Here is a 19354-nt window from a genome sequence, read left to right as displayed (position 1 = left end):
GCGTGTTGAGACCTGAGTAACGCCCGTATGGTTTCCAAAAGGTTAACGTCCCATGAGCACCGATCAGATCGTCACCCGCTTCGCCCCCTCGCCCACCGGTTATCTGCATATCGGGGGCGCGCGCACCGCGCTGTTCAACTGGCTGTATGCCCGTGGCCGTGGCGGGAAATTCCTGCTGAGAATCGAGGATACCGACCGCGCCCGCTCAACCCCCGAGGCGACACAGGCGATTCTGAAAGGTCTGGACTGGCTGGGGCTGGATTACGATGGCGAGGTGATCAGCCAGTTTGATCGCGCTGACCGTCACGCCGAAGTGGCGCACCAGATGCTGACAAGCGGTCATGCCTATAAGTGTTTTGCCACGCAGGACGAGATCCAGGCCTTCCGCGATGCTGCCCGCGCCGAAGGCAAATCGACGCTGTATCAAAGCCCGTGGCGCGATGCCGACCCGGCGACCCACCCGGATGCGCCTTACGTCGTGCGCCTGAAGGCGCCGCGCGAGGGCGTGACCGTGATCCGCGATCAGGTGCAGGGTGACGTGACGATCCGCAATGACCAACTGGACGATATGATCTGTCTGCGATCTGACGGCACACCCACCTATATGCTGGCCGTGGTCGTCGACGATCACGACATGGGCGTCACACACGCGATCCGGGGCGACGATCACCTGAACAACGCCGCGCGCCAGCAGCTTGTTTACGAGGCGATGGGCTGGGACGTGCCGGTCTGGGCGCATATCCCGCTGATCCACGGCCCTGACGGCAAGAAACTGTCGAAACGCCACGGCGCGCTGGGAGTCGAGGAATATCAGGCCATGGGCTATCCCGCCCGCGCGATGCGCAACTATCTGGCGCGTCTTGGGTGGAGCCACGGGGATGATGAGTTCTTCACCGACGAACAGGCGCTGGCGTGGTTCGACCTGAAGGGAATCGGCAAAAGCCCCGCGCGGTTCGACTTCAAGAAGCTCGACAACCTATCGGGGCAACACCTGGCAGTGATGGACGATGACGAGGTGCTGGCCGAGCTGGACGCCTTTCTGGCCGCAACCGGGCAAAACCCTTTGCAGTCGCAGCAACGTCAACTTTTATCCGATGCCATGCCCGTGCTGAAGACAGGGGCGAAGACATTCCCGCAACTTCTTGAAAAGGCAACATTTGCAACCGCCAGCCGCCCCATCGAACCGGACGAAAAATCCGCGAAATCCCTTGATGAAGTATCCCGTGGTATACTGAAAGAATTGACGCCGCAGCTGCAAAATGCTAGCTGGAACCGCGACACGCTGGAAGGGATCCTGAACGGGTTGGCCGAAGCGCACGGGACAAAATTTGGCAAATTGGCTGCGCCTCTAAGGGCAGCCCTTGCCGGCCGCGCCGTAACCCCCAGCGTTTTCGACATGATGCTTGTGCTTGGACGTGACGAAACCGTTGCCCGCCTGAAGGACGCAAGCGCATAGAATAAGCAAACCGCGACCGATCCGTCCGGGATCGGCGCGACAGGATACGAACACGAAGGGATACACAAAATGGCCAAACCAACCGGAACAGCAAAGCTCACTTTTGGTGACAAAGAGCTTGAGCTACCGATCTATTCGCCCACGGCAGGGCCTGACGTGATCGACATCCGCAAGCTTTATGCAAAGGGCGACGTGTTCACCTATGACCCCGGCTTCACCTCGACCGCCAGCTGCGATTCGACCATCACCTTCATCGACGGCGACAAGGGCGAGCTGCTGTATCGCGGCTATCCCATCGACCAGTTGGCCGAGAAATCGCATTACCTCGAAGTGTGCTATCTGCTGCTTTATGGCGAATTGCCGACCGAAACCGAGCTGGTCGATTTCGAAAGCCGCGTGACCAATCACACCATGGTACACGAGCAGATGATCAAGTTCTTCTCGGGCTTCCGCCGTGATGCGCACCCGATGGCGATCATCACCGGCGTGGTGGGGGCGATGTCGGCCTTCTATCACGACTCGACCGACGTGAACGACCCGTGGCAGCGCGAAGTGGCGGCGATCCGCATGATTGCCAAGCTGCCGACGATCTGCGCCATGGCCTATAAATATTCGGTCGGTCAGCCCTTCGTCTATCCGAAGAACGATCTGGACTACGCCTCTAACTTCCTGCGCATGTGCTTTGCCGTGCCGTGTGAAGAATACGAGGTCAGCCCGATCCTGGCCAAAGCGATGGACCGCATCTTCACCCTGCATGCCGATCACGAACAGAACGCTTCGACCTCGACCGTGCGTCTGGCCGGGTCGTCGGGCGCCAACCCGTTCGCCTGTATCGCGGCCGGTATCGCCTGCCTGTGGGGTCCGGCCCATGGCGGCGCCAACCAGGCCTGCCTTGAAATGCTGCGCGAGATCGGCACCGTCGACCGTATCCCCGAATATGTCGAACGCGCGAAGGACAAGAACGATCCGTTCCGCCTGATGGGCTTTGGCCACCGCGTCTACAAGAACTTCGACCCGCGCGCCAAAGTCATGAAGGAAAGCGCCGACGAGGTGCTGGGCCTGCTGGGTATCGACAACAACGAAACCCTGAAGGTCGCCAAGGAGCTGGAGCGCATCGCGCTGGAAGATCCTTATTTCGTCGAGAAGAAGCTGTATCCGAATGTCGATTTCTATTCGGGCATCATTCTTGAGGCGATGGGCTTCCCCACCTCGATGTTCACCCCGATTTTCGCCTTGTCGCGCACCGTCGGCTGGATTTCGCAGTGGAAGGAAATGCTGGGTGATCCGGGCCAGAAAATCGGCCGTCCGCGCCAGTTGTATCTGGGCGAAACGATGCGCGATTATGTAGACGTGGAAAACCGCTAAGACCAGAGAACCAGAGAAAAGCCGCCGAAACCCGGCGGCTTTTTTTGTTTTGCTGGCGCAGGCAGAGTGACGGGCTAGTCTGCTTCCCGAAGGGGGGTGGCATGTCTCAGTATATCTCGGGAAAATGTCTGTGCGGCGCGTGTCAGTTCGACTATACCGGCGAACTCCGGTTCACCTTTCAATGCTACTGCCGTGATTGCCAGCACGTCACAGGGGCAGGCCACGCCCCGCAGCTGATTGTCGATCGCAGCAGGCTGATGACCAAGGGACCGACCAAAACCTATCGTCAGAGGGCTGATTCCGGCTCGATGCTGGAATTCATATTCTGCCGGGACTGCGGGTCACCCCTGCTCAAGGCCACAACGCGAATGCCGGACAGCATTGCTATTTACGCAGGCGCACTGGACGATCCATCCTTGTATCAACGCGGCGAAGATGTGTTCGAGAGCGGGCGGCAATCCTGGGACCACGGCTGATCCCCCCTCCGTCAAGAGATGCATCTGTGAAACTTCAGGCCTATTTTTCAAGCCCCGGCAGTGTCTGCGCACGGGTTGCTCGGGACAGCAACTAAGCGTGTATTACCGGCTGCGATGTCAAACGCTCACGCGCCGATCCCCAAGACTGTGCGTCGTTGGTGATGGGGCGTGGAAGGCGGAATTACCGCAGCCGTGAAGAGCGTTTACCGACCTTCGTATTTCGGGCTTCGTTTCTCAAGGAACGCCAGCACACCTTCCTTGAAATCACGCGAATTGCCGCATTCGCCCTGCAACTTCGCCTCAAGCGCCAGTTGCTCGTCCAGAGTGTTGCTCATCGAGGCGCGCAGGGCTTTCTTGATGTTGCGATAGGACAGGGTCGGCCCTTTCGCCAGTTGCTCGGCCCGTTTGCGCCAGGTGTCGGCAAAATCGTCATCCGCGACGCATTCCCAGATCAGCCCCAGATCGGCTGCATCGCGCGCGGACATCTTCTCTGCAAAAAGCGCCGCCCCCATCGCTTTGGCAAACCCCATCTGACGCGGCATCCAATAGGTGCCGCCGGCATCCGGAATCAGGCCGATGCGGGAAAAGGCCTGCATGAAAAACGCGCTTTCCGCAGCAATGACAACATCGGCTGCAAGCGCGATGTTCGCCCCGGCCCCAGCCGCGGCACCATTTACCGCCGAGATGGTGGGAATGGGGCAGTTATAGATTGCCTGAAGCAACGGTTCATATTCATCGCGCAAGGTGCGTTCCAGATCCACATGGGCGGCATTGGCCCGGTCGCCCAGATCCTGACCCGAACAAAACGCCCGTCCGGCCCCGGTGATGACCAGCGCCCGTGCGGTTTGGCCCGCCTCTTTCACCGCGTGGGTTATTTCGGCCCGCATCTGCGTGTTCAGGGCGTTCATCACGTCAGCGCGGTTCAGGGTCAGTACTGCCAGATCGTCGGTGACGTCCAGCGTAATCGTTTCATAGTTCATTCGGTCCTCCCGCAAATTTCGGGTAGTTTACCCGACCATACGGTCAGGTAAAGATGGACGCCCCGTCACGCCAGTGAAAAACAGTGTCTTGAAACCGGGTCAAGCGCCGGAACAGCTTTGCTTAGCTGTCTTTCAAAAGTTCTTTCAATCGCGCCTCTTCGTCCGAAGACAGGGCCACAGCCCCCTCCCGGGCCTGTGACCGGCGGCGCAGATACAGCGCACCTGATATCAGCGCGATCAGAAACAGCGCAGGGCCAGCCGCCCACAGGATCACGTTCGCCCCGCTGGTGTTAGGTTTCATCAGAACATATTCGCCATAGCGTTCGACGATGAAATCCACGACCTCTTCGTTGCTGTCTCCATCCACCAGACGTTCGCGCACCAAAAGGCGCAGGTCACGCGCAATCGCGGCGTTGCTTTCGTCGATATTCTCGCCCCGGCACACCACACATCTGAGGTCCGCCGAAATGTCGCGCGCGCGCTGTTCAAGCGCCGGATCGCTGAGCACTTCATCAGGATTGACCGCCAAAGCCGGGCTGGCGACCAATGCCAGCGACAGAAGCGCGGATAGGACTGTCTTTCTCATTCTGCGGGTACCCCCTGCATGCGCGACTTCCCTGCCCCCGCAGCCACGCGGAAGCGGCGGTCCGTCAGGCTGAGCAGCCCGCCCAGCGACATGATGATGGTACCGGCCCAGATCCAGTTCGCGAAGGGCTTGATGAAGGTCCGCACGGCCCAGGCGCCACCTTGCTGCGGATCCCCGATCACGACATAGATGTCGCGCCAGAAGCCGTTGGCAATTGCGGCCTCGGTGGTCGGCATGGCCTGCACCGGATAGACACGCTTTTCGGGGTAAAGCGTCGTAGTCGCACCGCCGTCACTCACCACGCGAATCTCGGCCATGGTGGACATATAGTTCGGCCCCTGCTCTTGCGTCACATCCATCAGCGTGACCTCGTAGTTGGCGACGGTGAAGGGTTGACCGACCTCGGCCACGCGAATGTCCTCGATGCTCCAGGCCATCAGGCCCGAGATACCCATGACGGTGATGCCGAAGCCCGCATGGGCGGCCAACTTACCCCAGTCGGATCGCGGCAAACGCGTCAGCCGGGACACCCGGTTCGACAGCGAACCACGCCCGGTGCGGCTGGCGACGTCCACCACGGCCCCGGCCACCAGCCAGGTGCCCAGGAACATGCCAATCGGGCCAAGGGCGGTCTTGCCCGTTTGCATGGCCCAGACCAGTGCGCCAACCGCCACCGCAAGGGCAAAGGCGGGTACAAGCTGCTTGATCACGCGGCCCAACTTGGCGCGTTTCCATGGCAGCATCGCGCCCACCGGCAGGATCAGCGCCAGCACCACCATGAAGGGGGTGAAGGCCGCCTCGAAAAACGGGGCGCCAACGGAAATCTTGCGCCCGAAAATCTCGCCAATCAGCGGCCAGATCGTGCCGACGAACACCACGAAGGACGACACCGCCAGCAGGATGTTGTTGGCCACCAGCGCGCTTTCGCGGCTGATGAAGCCAAAGACACCGCGCGCTTCCATCGAACTGGCGCGGGCGGCAAACAGGGTCAGCGCCCCCCCCGTAAAGACCGCCAGGATCATCAGGATGAAGACGCCGCGTTCGGGGTCGGTGGCAAAGGCATGGACCGATGTGATGACCCCCGAGCGCACGATGAACGTGCCGATCAGCGAAAAGCCGAACGCCAGGATCGCCAGAAGGATCGTCCAGCTTTTTAGGCTTTCACGCTTTTCCACCACGATCGCCGAATGCAAAAGCGCGGCGGCAAAAAGCCATGGCATGAAGGACGCGTTTTCCACCGGATCCCAGAACCAGAACCCGCCCCAGCCCAGTTCGTAATAGGCCCACCAACTGCCCAGCGCGATTCCGATGGTCAGGAAGATCCAGGCCGCCAGCGTCCAAGGCCGCACCCAGCGGCCCCAGGCTGCATCAATCCGCCCCTCGATCAGGGCCGCGACTGCGAAGGAAAATGCCATCGAAAGGCCCACATAGCCCAGATACAGGAAGGGCGGGTGGAACGCCAAACCGGGGTCTTGCAGAAGCGGGTTCAGGTCGCGCCCGTCGAACGGCGGTTGCGCGATGCGGATGAACGGGTTCGAGGTGAACAGGACAAAGCCCAGAAACGCCACCGCGATCGAGCTTTGCACCGCCAAAACGCGGGCTTTCAGGCGTTGCGGCAGGTTGCCTCCGAACCAAGCAGCCATCGCGCCAAACAGCGACACGATCAGCACCCACAGAAGCATCGAGCCCTCGTGGTTGCCCCACACACCTGACACTTTGTACAGCATCGGTTTGGCCGAATGCGAGTTCAGCGTGACCAGTTGCACCGAGAAGTCCGATGTCACGAACGCATAAGTCAGTGCCAGAAAGGACGCCAGCACCAGCAGGAACTGGATCGTCGCCGCTGGCACAGCCAGATCCATCCACCCCCGCCAGCCCTTGTGTGCCCCAACCAGCGGCACGATCATCTGTACGACCGCCACGCCCAGCGCCAGGATCAGCGCAAAATGTCCAAGTTCCGTTATCATGTTCGCGACCATTCCGTAATTATGGTGGCGACCATAAACGGAGTCGCGGGTGGGGCCTAGCCCTCTGCGGCGTCAGGTCACGCCATTGTGGTCACGATACGGCCAGAAAAATCATCGTCGAGGCGATCACCGCCGCCAGCACTGGCCACAAGAAGGTGGTGCCATGGCAGCCGAACGAGCGGTGGATGACGCTGAAGTGCAGAAGCGCGCCGGACAGATACAGGGCCAGCGGCACGAAATGCGCGCCGTTCTGCGACATGATCGCCGGCTCACCAGTCAGGGCAAAGATCCACCACCAGCCCAGCACCAGACTGGCGCCGGACCAGCTATAGGCCATGCCCAACGCCAATGGCGTTGCGCGCTGCACGTAAAGCCACAGGAATGTCAGCGAAATCATCAGCCCCATCAGGGTGATCGCGCCATATCCGATCTGGTACATCGCATCATAGCCCGCCAGCAGATAGCCAAGCTGCAACACCACGGCCAATCCCATCATCAAACCGAATGCCTGTTTCATTTCTGCAAGACCTCTCGCACGACGGCGTCCAATTCGGCCGCTGCGTGTTCATTTTGTTCAATTGACCGCTGAAACCGTGACCCCACCAGAAAGGACCACAACCGGCATCTGAGCCGCCAGAGTACCACCCTCATCCGCCCCGCCCCCCGGCGGCTGGCAGGCGCTCGCGGATAATTGTCGTGATCTCGATCAGGATCGAGGAGTTCTTGTCCAGAACCGCGCGCGTCGCCTGATCTTTCTGCAAGTCGCGGTAAAGAAGATAAAACACCAACAGCACCCATGGTCCGTGCTCAGCGACCAGGTTCAGCAGCATGTCATTGGCCACGCGACACCTCGTGCCAGTCAGCCAGCGCGGCGTTGTCCGTGGTGTCGACCCGTGAGGCATTGCGTTCGGGTTGCGAGGGACTCATTGACGCAAGCGGCGTCGGTCGGAACACAGATGCCGGTTTGTCGGTGCTGGAGCGTGTCGGGTGCTTACCGAGATCGCGCATCAGGGTCGCGGCGATGGCGCGCTGGAACTCCTGCCCTTTCACCTGGTATCGCGCGCCGAAATAGAAGCTGACGACAACCCCCATCAGCCACCAAAGCGGCTCAGGGACCACCGCGATCCCATGCATCCGGGCGGCAAACCAGTCCGGGCTGATCATCGCGGCGGCAAAGAGGGCCAGCGTCGACAGCGCCAGGGCGGGTCGCGGCACCCGGTTCACGCCATCCATGAAGCGATTGAAGCGGCCGCTATGCACGGTCAGAAACTCGGCCCGAAACGCCTCGATCGCGGCTTGTTGCAGATCATTGTCGCGGATCGCCGCCGCCTCGCTGTTCTCGCGAAACACCTCAGCGGTCTCGCGCACAATGTTGCCACCGCGCCCGAACAAAAGCGTAAAGACATTCCCAATCAGCCCCATGCGGCGGTCCTTTCACGGTGTTCCTTGTCAGAGATGTGATATCTGGCCGACAGAAATTCCTCGGCGCGAGTGATCCACCCGCCCTTTCCGCCATTCCGGCGACGGGCATATTTGCGCGAGGCCGGTCGGCGGTCCGCCAGCCGGTAGTAGTAGTTGCGCCGTTCAATCCCATAGGCATCGACCAGATGGTCGGGGGCGTGACGGATCGCGTCGCGGGCAATGCCCAACGTCTGCGGGCCAAGCACCCCGTCCACCGACAGCTCGTATCCCATCTTGCGAAACAGCTCTTGCAACAGACGCACCGCATTGCTGCCGGCATTCACATACATATCGAACACCGAGGCTTGCAGCGGCACGGGAAGGTCGTCCAGCCGGGGTTTTCGGAAATAATGCTTCAGAAAAATGTCGCGGGCCTGATCGCGGGTCAGCCGCCTGACATCGCCCGCCGTGATGCGCCCGTCCCGGTCCAGATCCAGACCTAGCCTGCGCATGGTGTGAATGGTCACACCGTATTTGGTTGCGCCGCCCGGATCATCCGGGTCGTTCACATACCCGCCCTCGCGGGCAACAATGTCGGTTGCTATCTCTTCAACGCTTTTCATCCACACCTGACCCCGCATAAGGAATACGGGGCACAGGCTGGTTAAGAAGCGTTAAGAAACCTCAAATCAAGAGGTCGGCTCGACATACACACCGCTTTCCTTGAGGCTGTCCAGAACCTCTTTTGGCATGTAGTCCTCGTCGTGTTTGGCAAGAATTTCCGTGGCTTGGAACGTGCCGTCCACGTAAGTTCCGGTGCCGATCATGCCCTGGTTTTCGCCAAACAGGTCCGGCAACACCCCGCTGTAAGCAACGGGCACGACCGCTGCACCATCGGTTACGGAAAAGGTGATCGTTTCCCCCTGACCGCGCGTCAGGGTGCCATCTGCAACCAGGCCGCCCATGCGGAACACCTCGTTCTCGCTGGGTGGTTCGGCCAGCACCTCGGTCGGGGACCGGTAATAGTTGATCCCGTCCTTCAGCGCATATCCGATCAACCCGGTCGAAATCGCAAGCGCGACGAAGGCCAGAACGATGATCTGGATCCGTCGTGTTTTCTTCAGACTTTTCAAACCAGCCATGAAAGGCTCCTTTTCAAATCCTTACGGAAAGACCGGCGGCAGCAGCAGCCCGGTCGTTTCATCCTCGCCCAGCATCAGGTTGGCGTTCTGCATCGCCTGACCGGACGATCCCTTGCACAGGTTGTCCAGCGCAGACACAACCAAAGCACGCCCCGGCACCCGATCGCCGACCACGCCAAGATGGCATTGGTTCGACCCCGTCACATGCCCCATACCCGGCAGTTGGCCTTTCGGTAGCACGGTCACGAACGGCTCGTCTTGATATTGCTCAAACAGGGCTGCATGAATTTTATCCGCATCCCCCTCCACATAGCAATCGGCCAGAATGCCACGGTTCACCGGCACAAGATGCGGCGTGAACATGATCTGCACGGGGCGCCCCGCCAGCTTCGAGAACTCCTGATCGAACTCGCCCAGATGCCGGTGTTTGCCACCCTGTGCATAGCCCTGCACATCGGTCGAACGTTCGGCAAACAGCATGTTTTCCTTCAACGACCTCCCGGCCCCCGAGATCCCGTTTTTCAGGTCGCATATGATCCGGTCAAGGTCGATCAACCCGGCCGAGATCAGAGGGCGCAGCGCATATTGCACCGTCGCCGCGTTGCAGCCCGTACCCGCCACCAGCCGTGCCGTGCGGATATCGTCGCGATAGAACTCGGTCAGGCCATAGACGGCGGTTTTCTGCAATTCGGTCGCCACATGGGGGGCGCCATACCACTTCTCATACTCTGCCGGATCGCGCAGCCGGAAATCGGCACCCAGATCGACGACCTTCACACTGTCAGGCAAATCGCGCACAAGAGCCTGGCTCAACCCGTGTGGCAGGGCGGCGAAGGCCAGATCGACATTGGCAAAGTCGATCTCGTCCATCGTCACCAGCTTGGGCAGGTCAAGGTGGCGCAGATGCGGATAGACTTCCGCCATATCCATGCCAGCCTTTCGATCGGCAGACAGGGCGACGATCTCCATCGTCGGATGGGTGGCGATCAGCCGGACAAGCTCAGCGCCGGTATAACCGGACGCGCCAAGAATAGCGATTTTGTGGGTCATTCAGACCTCCTGCGGGTTCGTCGAAAGATGTAGTATTTTTGTCAGGCAGCTTCAATCAAGCCGCGTCAAACGTGATCTTTCGTCGCAGAAACTGGGTCGCACTGTTGGACACACGCTGCGGGTCACCCGTGGTCAGGAACTTCGACCCCGTGTCCGCCCCCCGCATGTCAGGGTGACGGTCCAGATAGTGCGCCAGGCTGTCGGCAACCAGATTGGCCTGACTGTAAACCCGCACATCCTCGCCCAGCGCGCTTTGAAACACCTCGGCCATCAGGGGATAATGGGTGCAGCCCAGAATGGCCGCTTCGGGCTTGGGCATTTTACGCTTCAAGGCATCCACGTGGCTGCGCACCAGCGCCTCGGCCAAAATCATGTCACCTTCTTCGATCGCATCGACCACACCGCCGCAGGCTTGCGCCTCGACGTCCACACCGATGGCACGAAAGGCCAGTTCCCGCTGGAACGCCCGGCTCGACACGGTGGCCGGTGTGGCAAACAGCGCCACATGCTTCACCGCCACTTCGCGCGGCGGCGAATTGTCTCCCCAATCCCGTTCGGTCAGCGCCTCGATCAACGGCACGAACACGCCCAGCACCCGCTTGTCGCCCGGCACCCAGCTTTCCTGCATCCGGCGAAGGGCGGCGGCCGAGGCGGTGTTGCACGCCAGGATGACCAGATCGCATCCCTGATCCCACAGGGCTTGCACAGCCGTTGTGGTCAACTGGTAAATGTCATCGGCGTCGCGCACGCCATAGGGCGCATGGGCGCTGTCCGCGTAATAGACGAAATCCACATCCGGCAGGCGTTTTGCCACGGCGTCCAGCACCGTCAACCCACCAAGTCCTGAATCGAATACCCCAACTGCCATGTTCTATGGTCCTGTCCGTGTTGTCTGGTGCAAGCCATAGGTCCGTTTGTGGCGGAAATCCATCACCGATTGGCCGCTGCGACGATTATCCGCTGAATTGCGGCGTCGCAGCGGCAGATCCGGCTTATTCCGCCGCGTGGGCCATCGGTGTCGCGCCGCCTCCGAACTGCGCCAGCAGCTCGGCGCGACGGGCGGCGGCTTTTTCTACATTGGCCTCTTTCACCGGGCCGAAACCGCGGATCGACAGGGGCAAGGCAGCCAGTTCCTGCGCAATGGCCAGATTGTCGTTGGTCAGGCCTGCCAGGACGGTTTTCATGTCCGCCTCATATAGGGCGATCAACGCGCGTTCGGTGCGCCGCTCAGCGGCCCGTCCGAACGGATCAAACGGCGTGCCACGCAAGAACTTCATCCGGGCCAGCCAGGGTGCCGCGGTTTCAAACCACGCGCCAAACCCGCGCTTCTTCGGACGCCCGTTGGGGTCTTCACCACTCAGGATCGGCGGTGCGAGGTGATAGGTCAGCTTCAGATCGCCATCAAACTCGGCCTCGGCCTTGGCGCGAGTCTCGCACAGCATCCGCGCCACTTCGTATTCGTCCTTGTATGCCAACAGCTTGTGATAGCTTTTTGCCACCGGCTCTTTCAGTGCCTCGGGCATCTGATCGACGAAGGCGCGATAGCGTTTGGCGAGCCGCTTGTTCTGATAGGTAATCAGGTGATCGGCACGGTAGTTGATCATTTCGGTAAGCGATTTGGGTTTCTCGACCACGTCGCCCGCGACCATTTTTTCGGCCTCATCCGGGTGCAGGAACGCCCAGCGCCCCAGCTCGAACGCATGTTTGTTGCGCTCGATCGCCTGTCCGTTCAGCTCGATGGCATGCATCAGCGCGTCATGGGTCAGGGGCACGATGCCCGCCTGCCAGCTGGCCCCCAGAACCATCATGTTCGAGAAGATGTTATCCCCCATCAGCACCCGCGCCAGTTCAGTCGCGTCGAACATCGACACACGGTCGCGCAGACGCGCCGCCAGCGACAGTTGCAAACGGTCGCCGGGGATGGCGAAATCGGTGTTGCGGGTGAACTCGCCCGTCACGGTTTCATGGTTGTCCACCACCGCGCCGGTGCGCCCGGTCTTGGTCAGGCCCAACGTGGTATGGGACGCCGAGACCACCAGATCACACCCGATCAACGCATCGCATTCCCCAGTAGCCACACGAATGGCCGAGATGTCTTCCGGTGCGTTGGCAAGGCGCAAATGAACTGTGACAGCCCCGCCCTTCTGGGCAAGGCCCGCCATCTCCATCATGCCGACGCCCTTGCCGTCGATATGGGCCGCCTGCGCCATGATGGCGCCGATGGTCACGACGCCGGTGCCTCCGACGCCGGTGATCACGGTGTTGAAGGTGCCGTCGATCACGGGCAATGCGGGTGCGGGCATATCCGGCAGGTCAACCTCGGCCGTGGCGGCCTTCTTCAGCTTGGCCCCTTCAACGGTCACAAAGCTGGGACAGAAGCCGTTTACACAGCTGTAATCCTTGTTGCAGCTTGACTGGTCGATGGCGCGCTTGCGGCCCAGTTCGGTTTCGACCGGCACAATGGACACGCAGTTGGATTGCACACCGCAATCGCCACAGCCTTCACAGATATCGGTGTTGATGAACACGCGCTTGTCCGGGTCGGGATACTGCCCCCGCTTGCGACGCCGACGCTTCTCGGCGGCGCAGGTCTGGACATAAAGAATGACCGATACACCCTCGATTTCGCGGCATTTCTTCTCGACTTCCAGCAATTCGTCACGGGTATGATGCGACAAGCCCTTGGGGAAAGCCGCAAGGTCCATGTCCTCTTTGTCGTCATAGACAAGAAAGATGTGCTTCACGCCCATCGCCTGCACTTCGCGGGCGATGCGCGGGGCATCCAGATCGCCTTCGTTGGCCTGCCCGCCGGTCATGGCGACGGCGTCATTGTAAAGGATCTTGTAGGTGATGTTGGCATCGGAGGCCAATGCCGCCCGGATCGCCAGATTGCCCGAATGGTTATACGTTCCGTCGCCCAGGTTCTGGAACACATGCTTGGTTTTCGAGAACGGCGCCTCGCCGATCCAGTTCGCGCCTTCGCCCCCCATTTGGGTGAAACCGACCGTGTCGCGGTCCATCCACTGCACCATGTAATGGCAGCCAATCCCCGCATAGGCGCGCGACCCGTCCGGCAGCTTGGTCGAGGTGTTATGCGGACAGCCCGAGCAGAAGAAGGGCAGGCGCGCGGCAAGGTTCGGCGCGTTGTCGGCACCTTTCGCCTCGGCCAGCATGGCAAGCCCCGCCTTGACGGATTCGGTGCCACGCCCCTCTTCGATCAGAATGTCGCCGATCTTCTCGGCAATCATGATCGGATCCAGCGCGTACCGGGTCGGGAACAGCTCCAGCCGGCGGCCATGTTCCCACGTGTCACCCTTGTGCCAGCCATAGACACGCCGACCATCGCAATCGTCAAAGATCGCTTCCTTGATCTGCACCTCCATCAGCTTGCGCTTTTCTTCCACGACAACGATCAGGTCCAGCCCCTCGGCCCATTCATGGAAGCTGTCCATGTCCAGCGGAAAGGTCTGCCCGACCTTGTAGGTGGTCAGACCCAGCCGCTCGGCTTCGGCCTCGTCGATGCCCAAAAGGCCCATCGCGTGCACGAGGTCCAGCCAGTTCTTGCCTGCCGCCACAAATCCGATTTTCGCGCCCGGCTTGCCCCATTTGCGCTGGTCGATCCGGTTGGCGCGGGCATAGGCCTCGGCGGCGAACCGTTTATAGTCGATCATCCGTGCCTCTTGCGGCACAGGCTGGTCGCCAAGACGGATGTTCAACCCGCCCTCAGGCATGTCGAACTCGGGGGTGACAAGCTGCATCCGGTTCGGATCGCCATCGACGACCGACGTCGCCTCGACCGTGTCTTTCATCACCTTCAGACCGGCCCAGACCCCGGCAAACCGGCTGAGGCCATAGCCATAAATGCCGTAGTCCAGAATTTCCTGCACGCCCGCCGGGCTGAGCACTGGGATATAGGCATCGACCATCGCCCAGTCTGACTGGTGCAACACGGTCGAGCTTTCGCCCGTGTGGTCATCGCCCATCGCCATCAGCACACCGCCATGCGCGCTGGTGCCCGCCATGTTGGCATGGCGCATCACGTCGCCGGTGCGGTCCACGCCCGGCCCCTTGCCATACCACAGGCCAAACACGCCGTCATATGCGCCCTCGCCGCGCAGTTCGGCCTGCTGACTGCCCCACAGCGCAGTGGCCGCCAGATCTTCGTTCAGGCCGGGATGAAACTTGATGTCATTGGGCTCAAGGATCTTTTTCGACCGCCCCATCCACAGGTCGACCGCCCCCAGAGGCGAGCCGCGATAGCCGGTCACATAACCGGCGGTATTCAGCCCTGCCGCCCGGTCGCGTTCCTTCTGCATCAGCATCAGGCGGACAAGGGCTTGCGTGCCGTTCAGAAGCACCTGCTTCTTACTCAGGTCAAATCGGTCGTTCAGAGTGATGTCTGGCTTGCCCATGACGCACCTCCCAATACGTTGCAGTGAAACTGGCTTGAAACAGATTATAGGTCAAAGATTATGACCTATCAATTCATTTCACATCACAATCCGTGCTGGAAATCGTTACAATTCTGATGATAACACTGTGCAAGTTTTACGCGCTAACAGATTGTGGTTCTTTCAGTATGGATTGGGACAAGCTCAGAATATTTCACGCAGTGGCGGATGCCGGCTCGTTGACCCATGCGGGCGATGCGCTGCATTTGTCCCAATCTGCGGTGTCCCGGCAAATCCGGGCACTGGAAGAAAGCCTGAACGCCACCCTTTTCCACCGTCATGCACGCGGACTGATTCTCACCGAACAGGGCGAGCTGCTGTTCGATGCCTCGCGGTCCATCAATCAACGGATCGAAGCCGCCGTTGCACGGATACGTGACAGCAAGGAAGAAGTGTTCGGCGAACTGCGCGTCACCACCACGACCGCTTTTGGATCGCTGTGGCTGGCCCCGCGCCTGCCCAAGCTCTATGAGAAATACCCCGACCTCAAAATCGACCTGATGCTGGAAGAACATGTGCTGGACCTTCCCATGCGCGAGGCCGACGTTGCGATTCGCATGAAAGAGCCAAGCCAGGCCGACCTGATCCGCAAACGCCTGATGGACGTGCATATGCGGCTTTATGCAACGCCCGCCTATCTTGCGGAAAACGGTATTCCCGAAACGCTGGAAGACCTGTCGGAACATCGGTTGATCTGCCAAAACACTTCATCCGCGCAAGTCCGGGCTGGCGCGGACCTGGCGCGTGAATTGCTGACCTATGACGTTAAGTCCTTGCTCACCGTGAACAATTACTTCGGCGTGCTTCAGGCGGTACTGCACAATCTCGGGATCGGGATGCTGCCCGACTATGTCACGCAGGACATACCCGAGGTGCAACGCGTGCTGCCCGACGTCGAAAGCAAAGAGATCCCGGTTTTTCTGGCCTATCCCGAAGAATTGCGGGCCTCGAAGCGGATCGAAGCATTCCGGGATTTCGTGGTCGAGGAACTCATCGAGCACCGGAAGGGCCGACAGGACTGAGGTTCCGACAAACGGCACAGGGCCGAGCCAGTAGAATGTGATGCTTTTTAGCAACACCCAAAAACGAGACAACCACAATACTGTATACCAAGGTCTACCAAAACTTTGGCTTAACATGTTCTAAAGTCAGGGAATATCGGGGGCATACTCTACTTATTCGGGATTCCGTCCCACTTTGCCGGCACAGCTATGCACTTGTCGCATAGCTGCAATGCAGCAAATTCCCTTGATCCGCCCGTTCGGGGACCCTAATTCTTGTTCAAAGCCGATGGTTGAGCTTCGCTCTAGTCGGTTTTTACCTCCCTGTTGGACTTGGCCGGGCTTTGCCCGGCCTTTTTTTTGCCAATCGCGCATTTGGCCTTTGGCGCCAACGCCTTTGCTCTTTCCCATCACGCACGCTTCGCATAAAAGGCGCCAACCGAAGCCTATGGGGGAAACGGGCATGACCGAGCCGAAGATCACCGCGGACCTGATTGCAGCGCACGGGCTGAAGCCCGATGAATATGACCTTCTTCTCGAAATCATCGGACGCGAGCCGACATTCACCGAACTGGGCATCTTCTCCGCAATGTGGAACGAGCATTGCTCGTACAAATCTTCCAAGAAATGGTTGCGCACCCTGCCCACCGACGGACCGCAGGTTATCTGCGGCCCCGGCGAAAACGCGGGCATCGTGGATATTGGTGACGGTCAGGCTGTGGTCTTCAAGATGGAAAGCCACAACCACCCCTCTTACATCGAACCCTATCAGGGCGCGGCCACCGGCGTAGGCGGCATCCTGCGCGATGTGTTCACCATGGGCGCGCGCCCCATCGCCGCCATGAACTCGCTGTCTTTTGGCGCGGTCGATCACCCCAAGACCAAACAACTCGTAAACGGTGTGGTCGAAGGCATCGGTGGGTACGGCAACTGTTTCGGTGTCCCCAATGTGGGCGGCGAAGTGCGCTTTCACCCGGCCTATAATGGCAACTGCCTTGTAAACGCATTTGCGGCGGGTTTGGCGGATACCGACAAGATTTTCTACTCCGCCGCGTCCGGCGTCGGGATGCCCGTTGTTTATCTTGGGGCCAAGACGGGCCGCGATGGCGTTGGTGGGGCCACGATGGCCTCGGCCGAGTTTGACGACACCATCGAAGACAAGCGCCCAACGGTGCAGGTCGGCGATCCCTTCACCGAAAAACGCCTGATGGAAGCGACGCTCGAGCTGATGCAGACCGGCGCCGTGATCTCGATCCAGGATATGGGCGCGGCGGGCCTGACCTGTTCGGCGGTCGAGATGGGTGACAAGGGCGGGCTTGGCATCAAGCTGAACCTCGAAGACGTGCCGCAACGCGAAGAGAACATGACCGCGTATGAGATGATGCTGTCCGAAAGCCAGGAACGCATGCTCATGGTCCTGAAGCCGGAAAAAGAGGCCGACGCCCGCGCCGTGTTCGAAAAGTGGGATCTTGACTTCGCAATCGTTGGTGAAACCCTGCCCGAGGATCGCTTTCTGATCATGCACAATGGCGAAGTAAAGGCTGATCTGCCTTTGTCCCCCCTGTCAGGCCGCGCGCCGGAATATGACCGTCCCTGGGTTGAAACCCCTGCCCCGGACGCCCTGTCCGATGTGCCCGAGATTGATCCGATCGACGGGTTGCGCGCCCTGATCGGGTCGCCCAACTACGCGGCGAAGCAATGGGTCTATGAACAATATGACCACATGGTCATGGCCGACACGGTGCGCGCACCCGGCCTGGGCGCGGGGATCGTGCGCGTGCACGGCACCGACAAAGCCATCGCCTTCACGTCCGACGTGACGCCGCGCTATGTGAAGGCCAATCCGTTTGAGGGCGGCAAGCAGGCGGTGGCCGAGGCGTATCGCAACCTGACCGCAGTCGGGGCCAAGCCGCTGGCCACCACCGACAATCTGAATTTCGGGAACCCCGAAAAGCCCGAGATCATGGGCCAGTTCGTGGGCGCCATCAAAGGCATTGGCGCAGCCGTTGCCGCGCTGGATATGCCCATCGTGTCAGGCAATGTGTCGCTCTACAATGAAACCGACGGGCAAGGCATCCTTCCGACCCCAACGATTGGTGCCGTTGGACTTCTGCAAAACCTTGATGACATGATCGACGGTGTGGCCCGCGACGGCCATGTGGCCATGGTGATCGGTGAAACCACCGGACATCTGGGTCAATCCGCCCTGTTGGCCGAAGTGTTCAACCGCGAAGACGGTGACGCGCCGCATGTCGACCTTGCGGCCGAGAAAACGCATGGCGATTTCATCCGTGCCAACCGCGACTTGATCAAAGCCTGTGCGGACCTGTCCGATGGCGGCCTTGCGCTGGCGGCGTTCGAAATGGCGGAAGCCGGCGGCGTAGGCGTGACACTGGACGTCAACGACACCCCCACCCTGTTTGGCGAGGATCAGGCGCGCTATCTGGTCGCCTGCAATTTCGATCAGGCCGAGGCCCTGATGATCGAGGCCGGCAAGCTGGGCATTCCCATTGCGTCCGTTGGACGCTTTCACGGCGATACGGTCAGGATGGGCGGCTCGGAAGCCCCGCTGGACGAACTGGCAGATATCTTCCGGACCGGGTTCGATCAGGCGCATCGTTGATCCATGAGCAACGCCCCTGACCCACGGGACATGTCGGCATTGGTGGCAGATTGTGCCGCCTGCGCCGGGCTATGCTGCGTGGCGCCGGGCTTTGACGCGGGCGGCGATTTTGCCTTTGACAAACGCGCCTTGGCCCCCTGCCGCCACCTTGGCCCCGACAACCTGTGCCGCATCCATGAAACACTGGAAGACCAAGGCTTTCCGGGCTGCGCGCGGTTCGACTGCAAGGGGGCTGGCCCGTACGTCATGCGGCACGTTTTTCCGCGCAAACGGTGGCGCAAAGATCGCGAGACGCTTGAGGCCATTGCCGAGGCCTATCGTAGAATGCGCGCCATCTGCGATATGATCGAACTGTTTCGCGTGGCCGAGAAGCTGCCGCTATCACCCGCACAGGAAACGGCGCGGCAGGGCATGTTGGACCGCCTGCTGCCTGACCCGGCATGGACCGCCGACACACTGGCCCAAGCCGAGGCGACAGGTATCCTGTCGGATGCCCGCGCTGTTTTGTCCAGCTTTCGTGATGCCGCAACACGCGGCTAGCTCTTGCGACCCCCGGTGCCCGACCATAGATTGCAATCAAACAGAAACGAGGTTCTGACCATGGCCATGGAAGCATCCGAAATCGAAGCCCTCATCCGCGAGGCTTTCCCGGACGCGAAGATCACCATCACCGACCTGGCTGGTGATGGAAACCACTATGCCGCCGAAGTGGTGGATGAGAGCTTTCGCGGACAGAACCGCGTGCAGCAGCAACGCGCCGTCTATGCTGCGCTGAAAGGCAAGATGGATGGCAGCCAGGGCGAACTTCATGCGCTGGCGCTGACCACCAAAGCCCCGGAATGACCAGACGGGCACG

Annotated in this window: 18 protein-coding genes; 7 read left to right on the top strand and 11 right to left on the bottom strand. The window is 60.4% G+C overall.

Features of this window, described 5'->3' with window-relative positions; translation table 11 throughout:
* Positions 1 to 52 precede the first annotated feature (52 nt).
* The 3 genes from gltX to IE188_RS05445 all read left to right on the top strand — a co-directional run bounded on the left by gltX (position 53) and on the right by IE188_RS05445 (position 3297).
* On the top strand, positions 53 to 1456 hold the full coding sequence (gltX, locus tag IE188_RS05455) for a glutamate--tRNA ligase (RefSeq protein ID WP_191285468.1): 1404 nt from the start codon (positions 53 to 55) through the stop codon (positions 1454 to 1456).
* Positions 1457 to 1525: 69 nt separating this feature from the next.
* Entirely contained in the window at positions 1526 to 2821 is a 1296-nt protein-coding gene (gltA, locus tag IE188_RS05450; RefSeq protein ID WP_191285467.1) for a citrate synthase, read from the top strand.
* Between the two features lie 101 nt (positions 2822 to 2922).
* Positions 2923 to 3297 carry a GFA family protein gene (locus IE188_RS05445; RefSeq protein WP_191285466.1) on the top strand — a complete coding sequence of 125 codons (375 nt, stop codon included), beginning with the start codon at positions 2923 to 2925 and terminating at the stop codon, positions 3295 to 3297.
* Between the two features lie 203 nt (positions 3298 to 3500).
* On the opposite strand, the gene IE188_RS05440 is transcribed toward IE188_RS05445, so the two are convergent.
* The 11 genes from IE188_RS05440 to IE188_RS05390 all read right to left on the bottom strand — a co-directional run bounded on the left by IE188_RS05440 (position 3501) and on the right by IE188_RS05390 (position 14835).
* A complete protein-coding gene (locus IE188_RS05440; protein WP_191285465.1) occupies positions 3501 to 4277 on the bottom strand; it encodes an enoyl-CoA hydratase-related protein in 777 nt (258 codons plus the stop codon).
* A gap of 121 nt (positions 4278 to 4398) precedes the next feature.
* On the bottom strand, positions 4399 to 4863 hold the full coding sequence (locus IE188_RS05435) for a cytochrome c-type biogenesis protein (protein WP_191285464.1): 465 nt from the start codon (positions 4861 to 4863) through the stop codon (positions 4399 to 4401).
* Complete coding sequence (locus tag IE188_RS05430; RefSeq protein ID WP_191285463.1) at positions 4860 to 6830, bottom strand: heme lyase CcmF/NrfE family subunit; 1971 nt, start codon at positions 6828 to 6830, stop codon at positions 4860 to 4862. The genes IE188_RS05435 and IE188_RS05430 overlap by 4 nt, the downstream gene beginning before the upstream one ends.
* A gap of 91 nt (positions 6831 to 6921) precedes the next feature.
* Entirely contained in the window at positions 6922 to 7347 is a 426-nt protein-coding gene (locus tag IE188_RS05425; RefSeq protein WP_191285462.1) for a hypothetical protein, read from the bottom strand.
* Between the two features lie 130 nt (positions 7348 to 7477).
* Positions 7478 to 7672 (bottom strand): hypothetical protein, encoded by a 195-nt coding sequence (locus IE188_RS05420; RefSeq protein WP_191285461.1) that lies wholly within the window; start codon positions 7670 to 7672, stop codon positions 7478 to 7480.
* The gene (locus IE188_RS05415; RefSeq protein ID WP_191285460.1) at positions 7662 to 8252 is read right to left on the bottom strand and encodes a holin family protein; all 591 of its coding nucleotides are present in this window, start codon (positions 8250 to 8252) and stop codon (positions 7662 to 7664) included. The genes IE188_RS05420 and IE188_RS05415 overlap by 11 nt, the downstream gene beginning before the upstream one ends.
* The gene (locus tag IE188_RS05410; protein ID WP_191285459.1) at positions 8243 to 8854 is read right to left on the bottom strand and encodes a holin-associated N-acetylmuramidase; all 612 of its coding nucleotides are present in this window, start codon (positions 8852 to 8854) and stop codon (positions 8243 to 8245) included. Before IE188_RS05410 ends, IE188_RS05415 begins: the two co-directional genes overlap by 10 nt.
* Before the next feature lie 66 nt (positions 8855 to 8920).
* A complete protein-coding gene (ccmE, locus tag IE188_RS05405; protein ID WP_191285908.1) occupies positions 8921 to 9364 on the bottom strand; it encodes a cytochrome c maturation protein CcmE in 444 nt (147 codons plus the stop codon).
* A 30-nt stretch (positions 9365 to 9394) separates the two neighbouring features.
* Entirely contained in the window at positions 9395 to 10423 is a 1029-nt protein-coding gene (argC, locus tag IE188_RS05400) for an N-acetyl-gamma-glutamyl-phosphate reductase (protein ID WP_191285458.1), read from the bottom strand.
* A gap of 55 nt (positions 10424 to 10478) precedes the next feature.
* Entirely contained in the window at positions 10479 to 11291 is an 813-nt protein-coding gene (gene murI / locus IE188_RS05395; protein WP_191285457.1) for a glutamate racemase, read from the bottom strand.
* Between the two features lie 124 nt (positions 11292 to 11415).
* Positions 11416 to 14835, bottom strand: coding sequence for an indolepyruvate ferredoxin oxidoreductase family protein (locus tag IE188_RS05390; protein WP_191285456.1), 3420 nt, complete (start codon positions 14833 to 14835; stop codon positions 11416 to 11418).
* A 167-nt stretch (positions 14836 to 15002) separates the two neighbouring features.
* Between IE188_RS05390 and IE188_RS05385 the strand changes: the two genes are divergently transcribed.
* The 4 genes from IE188_RS05385 to IE188_RS05370 all read left to right on the top strand — a co-directional run bounded on the left by IE188_RS05385 (position 15003) and on the right by IE188_RS05370 (position 19341).
* Positions 15003 to 15896: a LysR family transcriptional regulator gene (locus IE188_RS05385; RefSeq protein ID WP_191285455.1), complete on the top strand. Its 894-nt coding sequence runs from the start codon at positions 15003 to 15005 to the stop codon at positions 15894 to 15896.
* Positions 15897 to 16338: 442 nt separating this feature from the next.
* A complete protein-coding gene (gene purL, locus IE188_RS05380; protein WP_191285454.1) occupies positions 16339 to 18498 on the top strand; it encodes a phosphoribosylformylglycinamidine synthase subunit PurL in 2160 nt (719 codons plus the stop codon).
* 3 nt (positions 18499 to 18501) lie between these two features.
* Positions 18502 to 19038, top strand: a complete 537-nt coding sequence (locus tag IE188_RS05375) for a hypothetical protein (RefSeq protein WP_191285453.1) — start codon at positions 18502 to 18504, stop codon at positions 19036 to 19038.
* Positions 19039 to 19098: 60 nt separating this feature from the next.
* Positions 19099 to 19341, top strand: coding sequence for a BolA/IbaG family iron-sulfur metabolism protein (locus IE188_RS05370; RefSeq protein ID WP_191285452.1), 243 nt, complete (start codon positions 19099 to 19101; stop codon positions 19339 to 19341).
* The last annotated feature ends 13 nt before the right edge of the window (positions 19342 to 19354 follow it).

The sequence above is a fragment of the Aliiroseovarius zhejiangensis genome (assembly GCF_014656375.1).
In the GTDB taxonomy this organism is placed as follows: domain Bacteria; phylum Pseudomonadota; class Alphaproteobacteria; order Rhodobacterales; family Rhodobacteraceae; genus Aliiroseovarius; species Aliiroseovarius zhejiangensis.
Note: the sequence above shows the minus strand (reverse complement) of the source record. Positions and strands in the feature narration are given on the sequence as shown.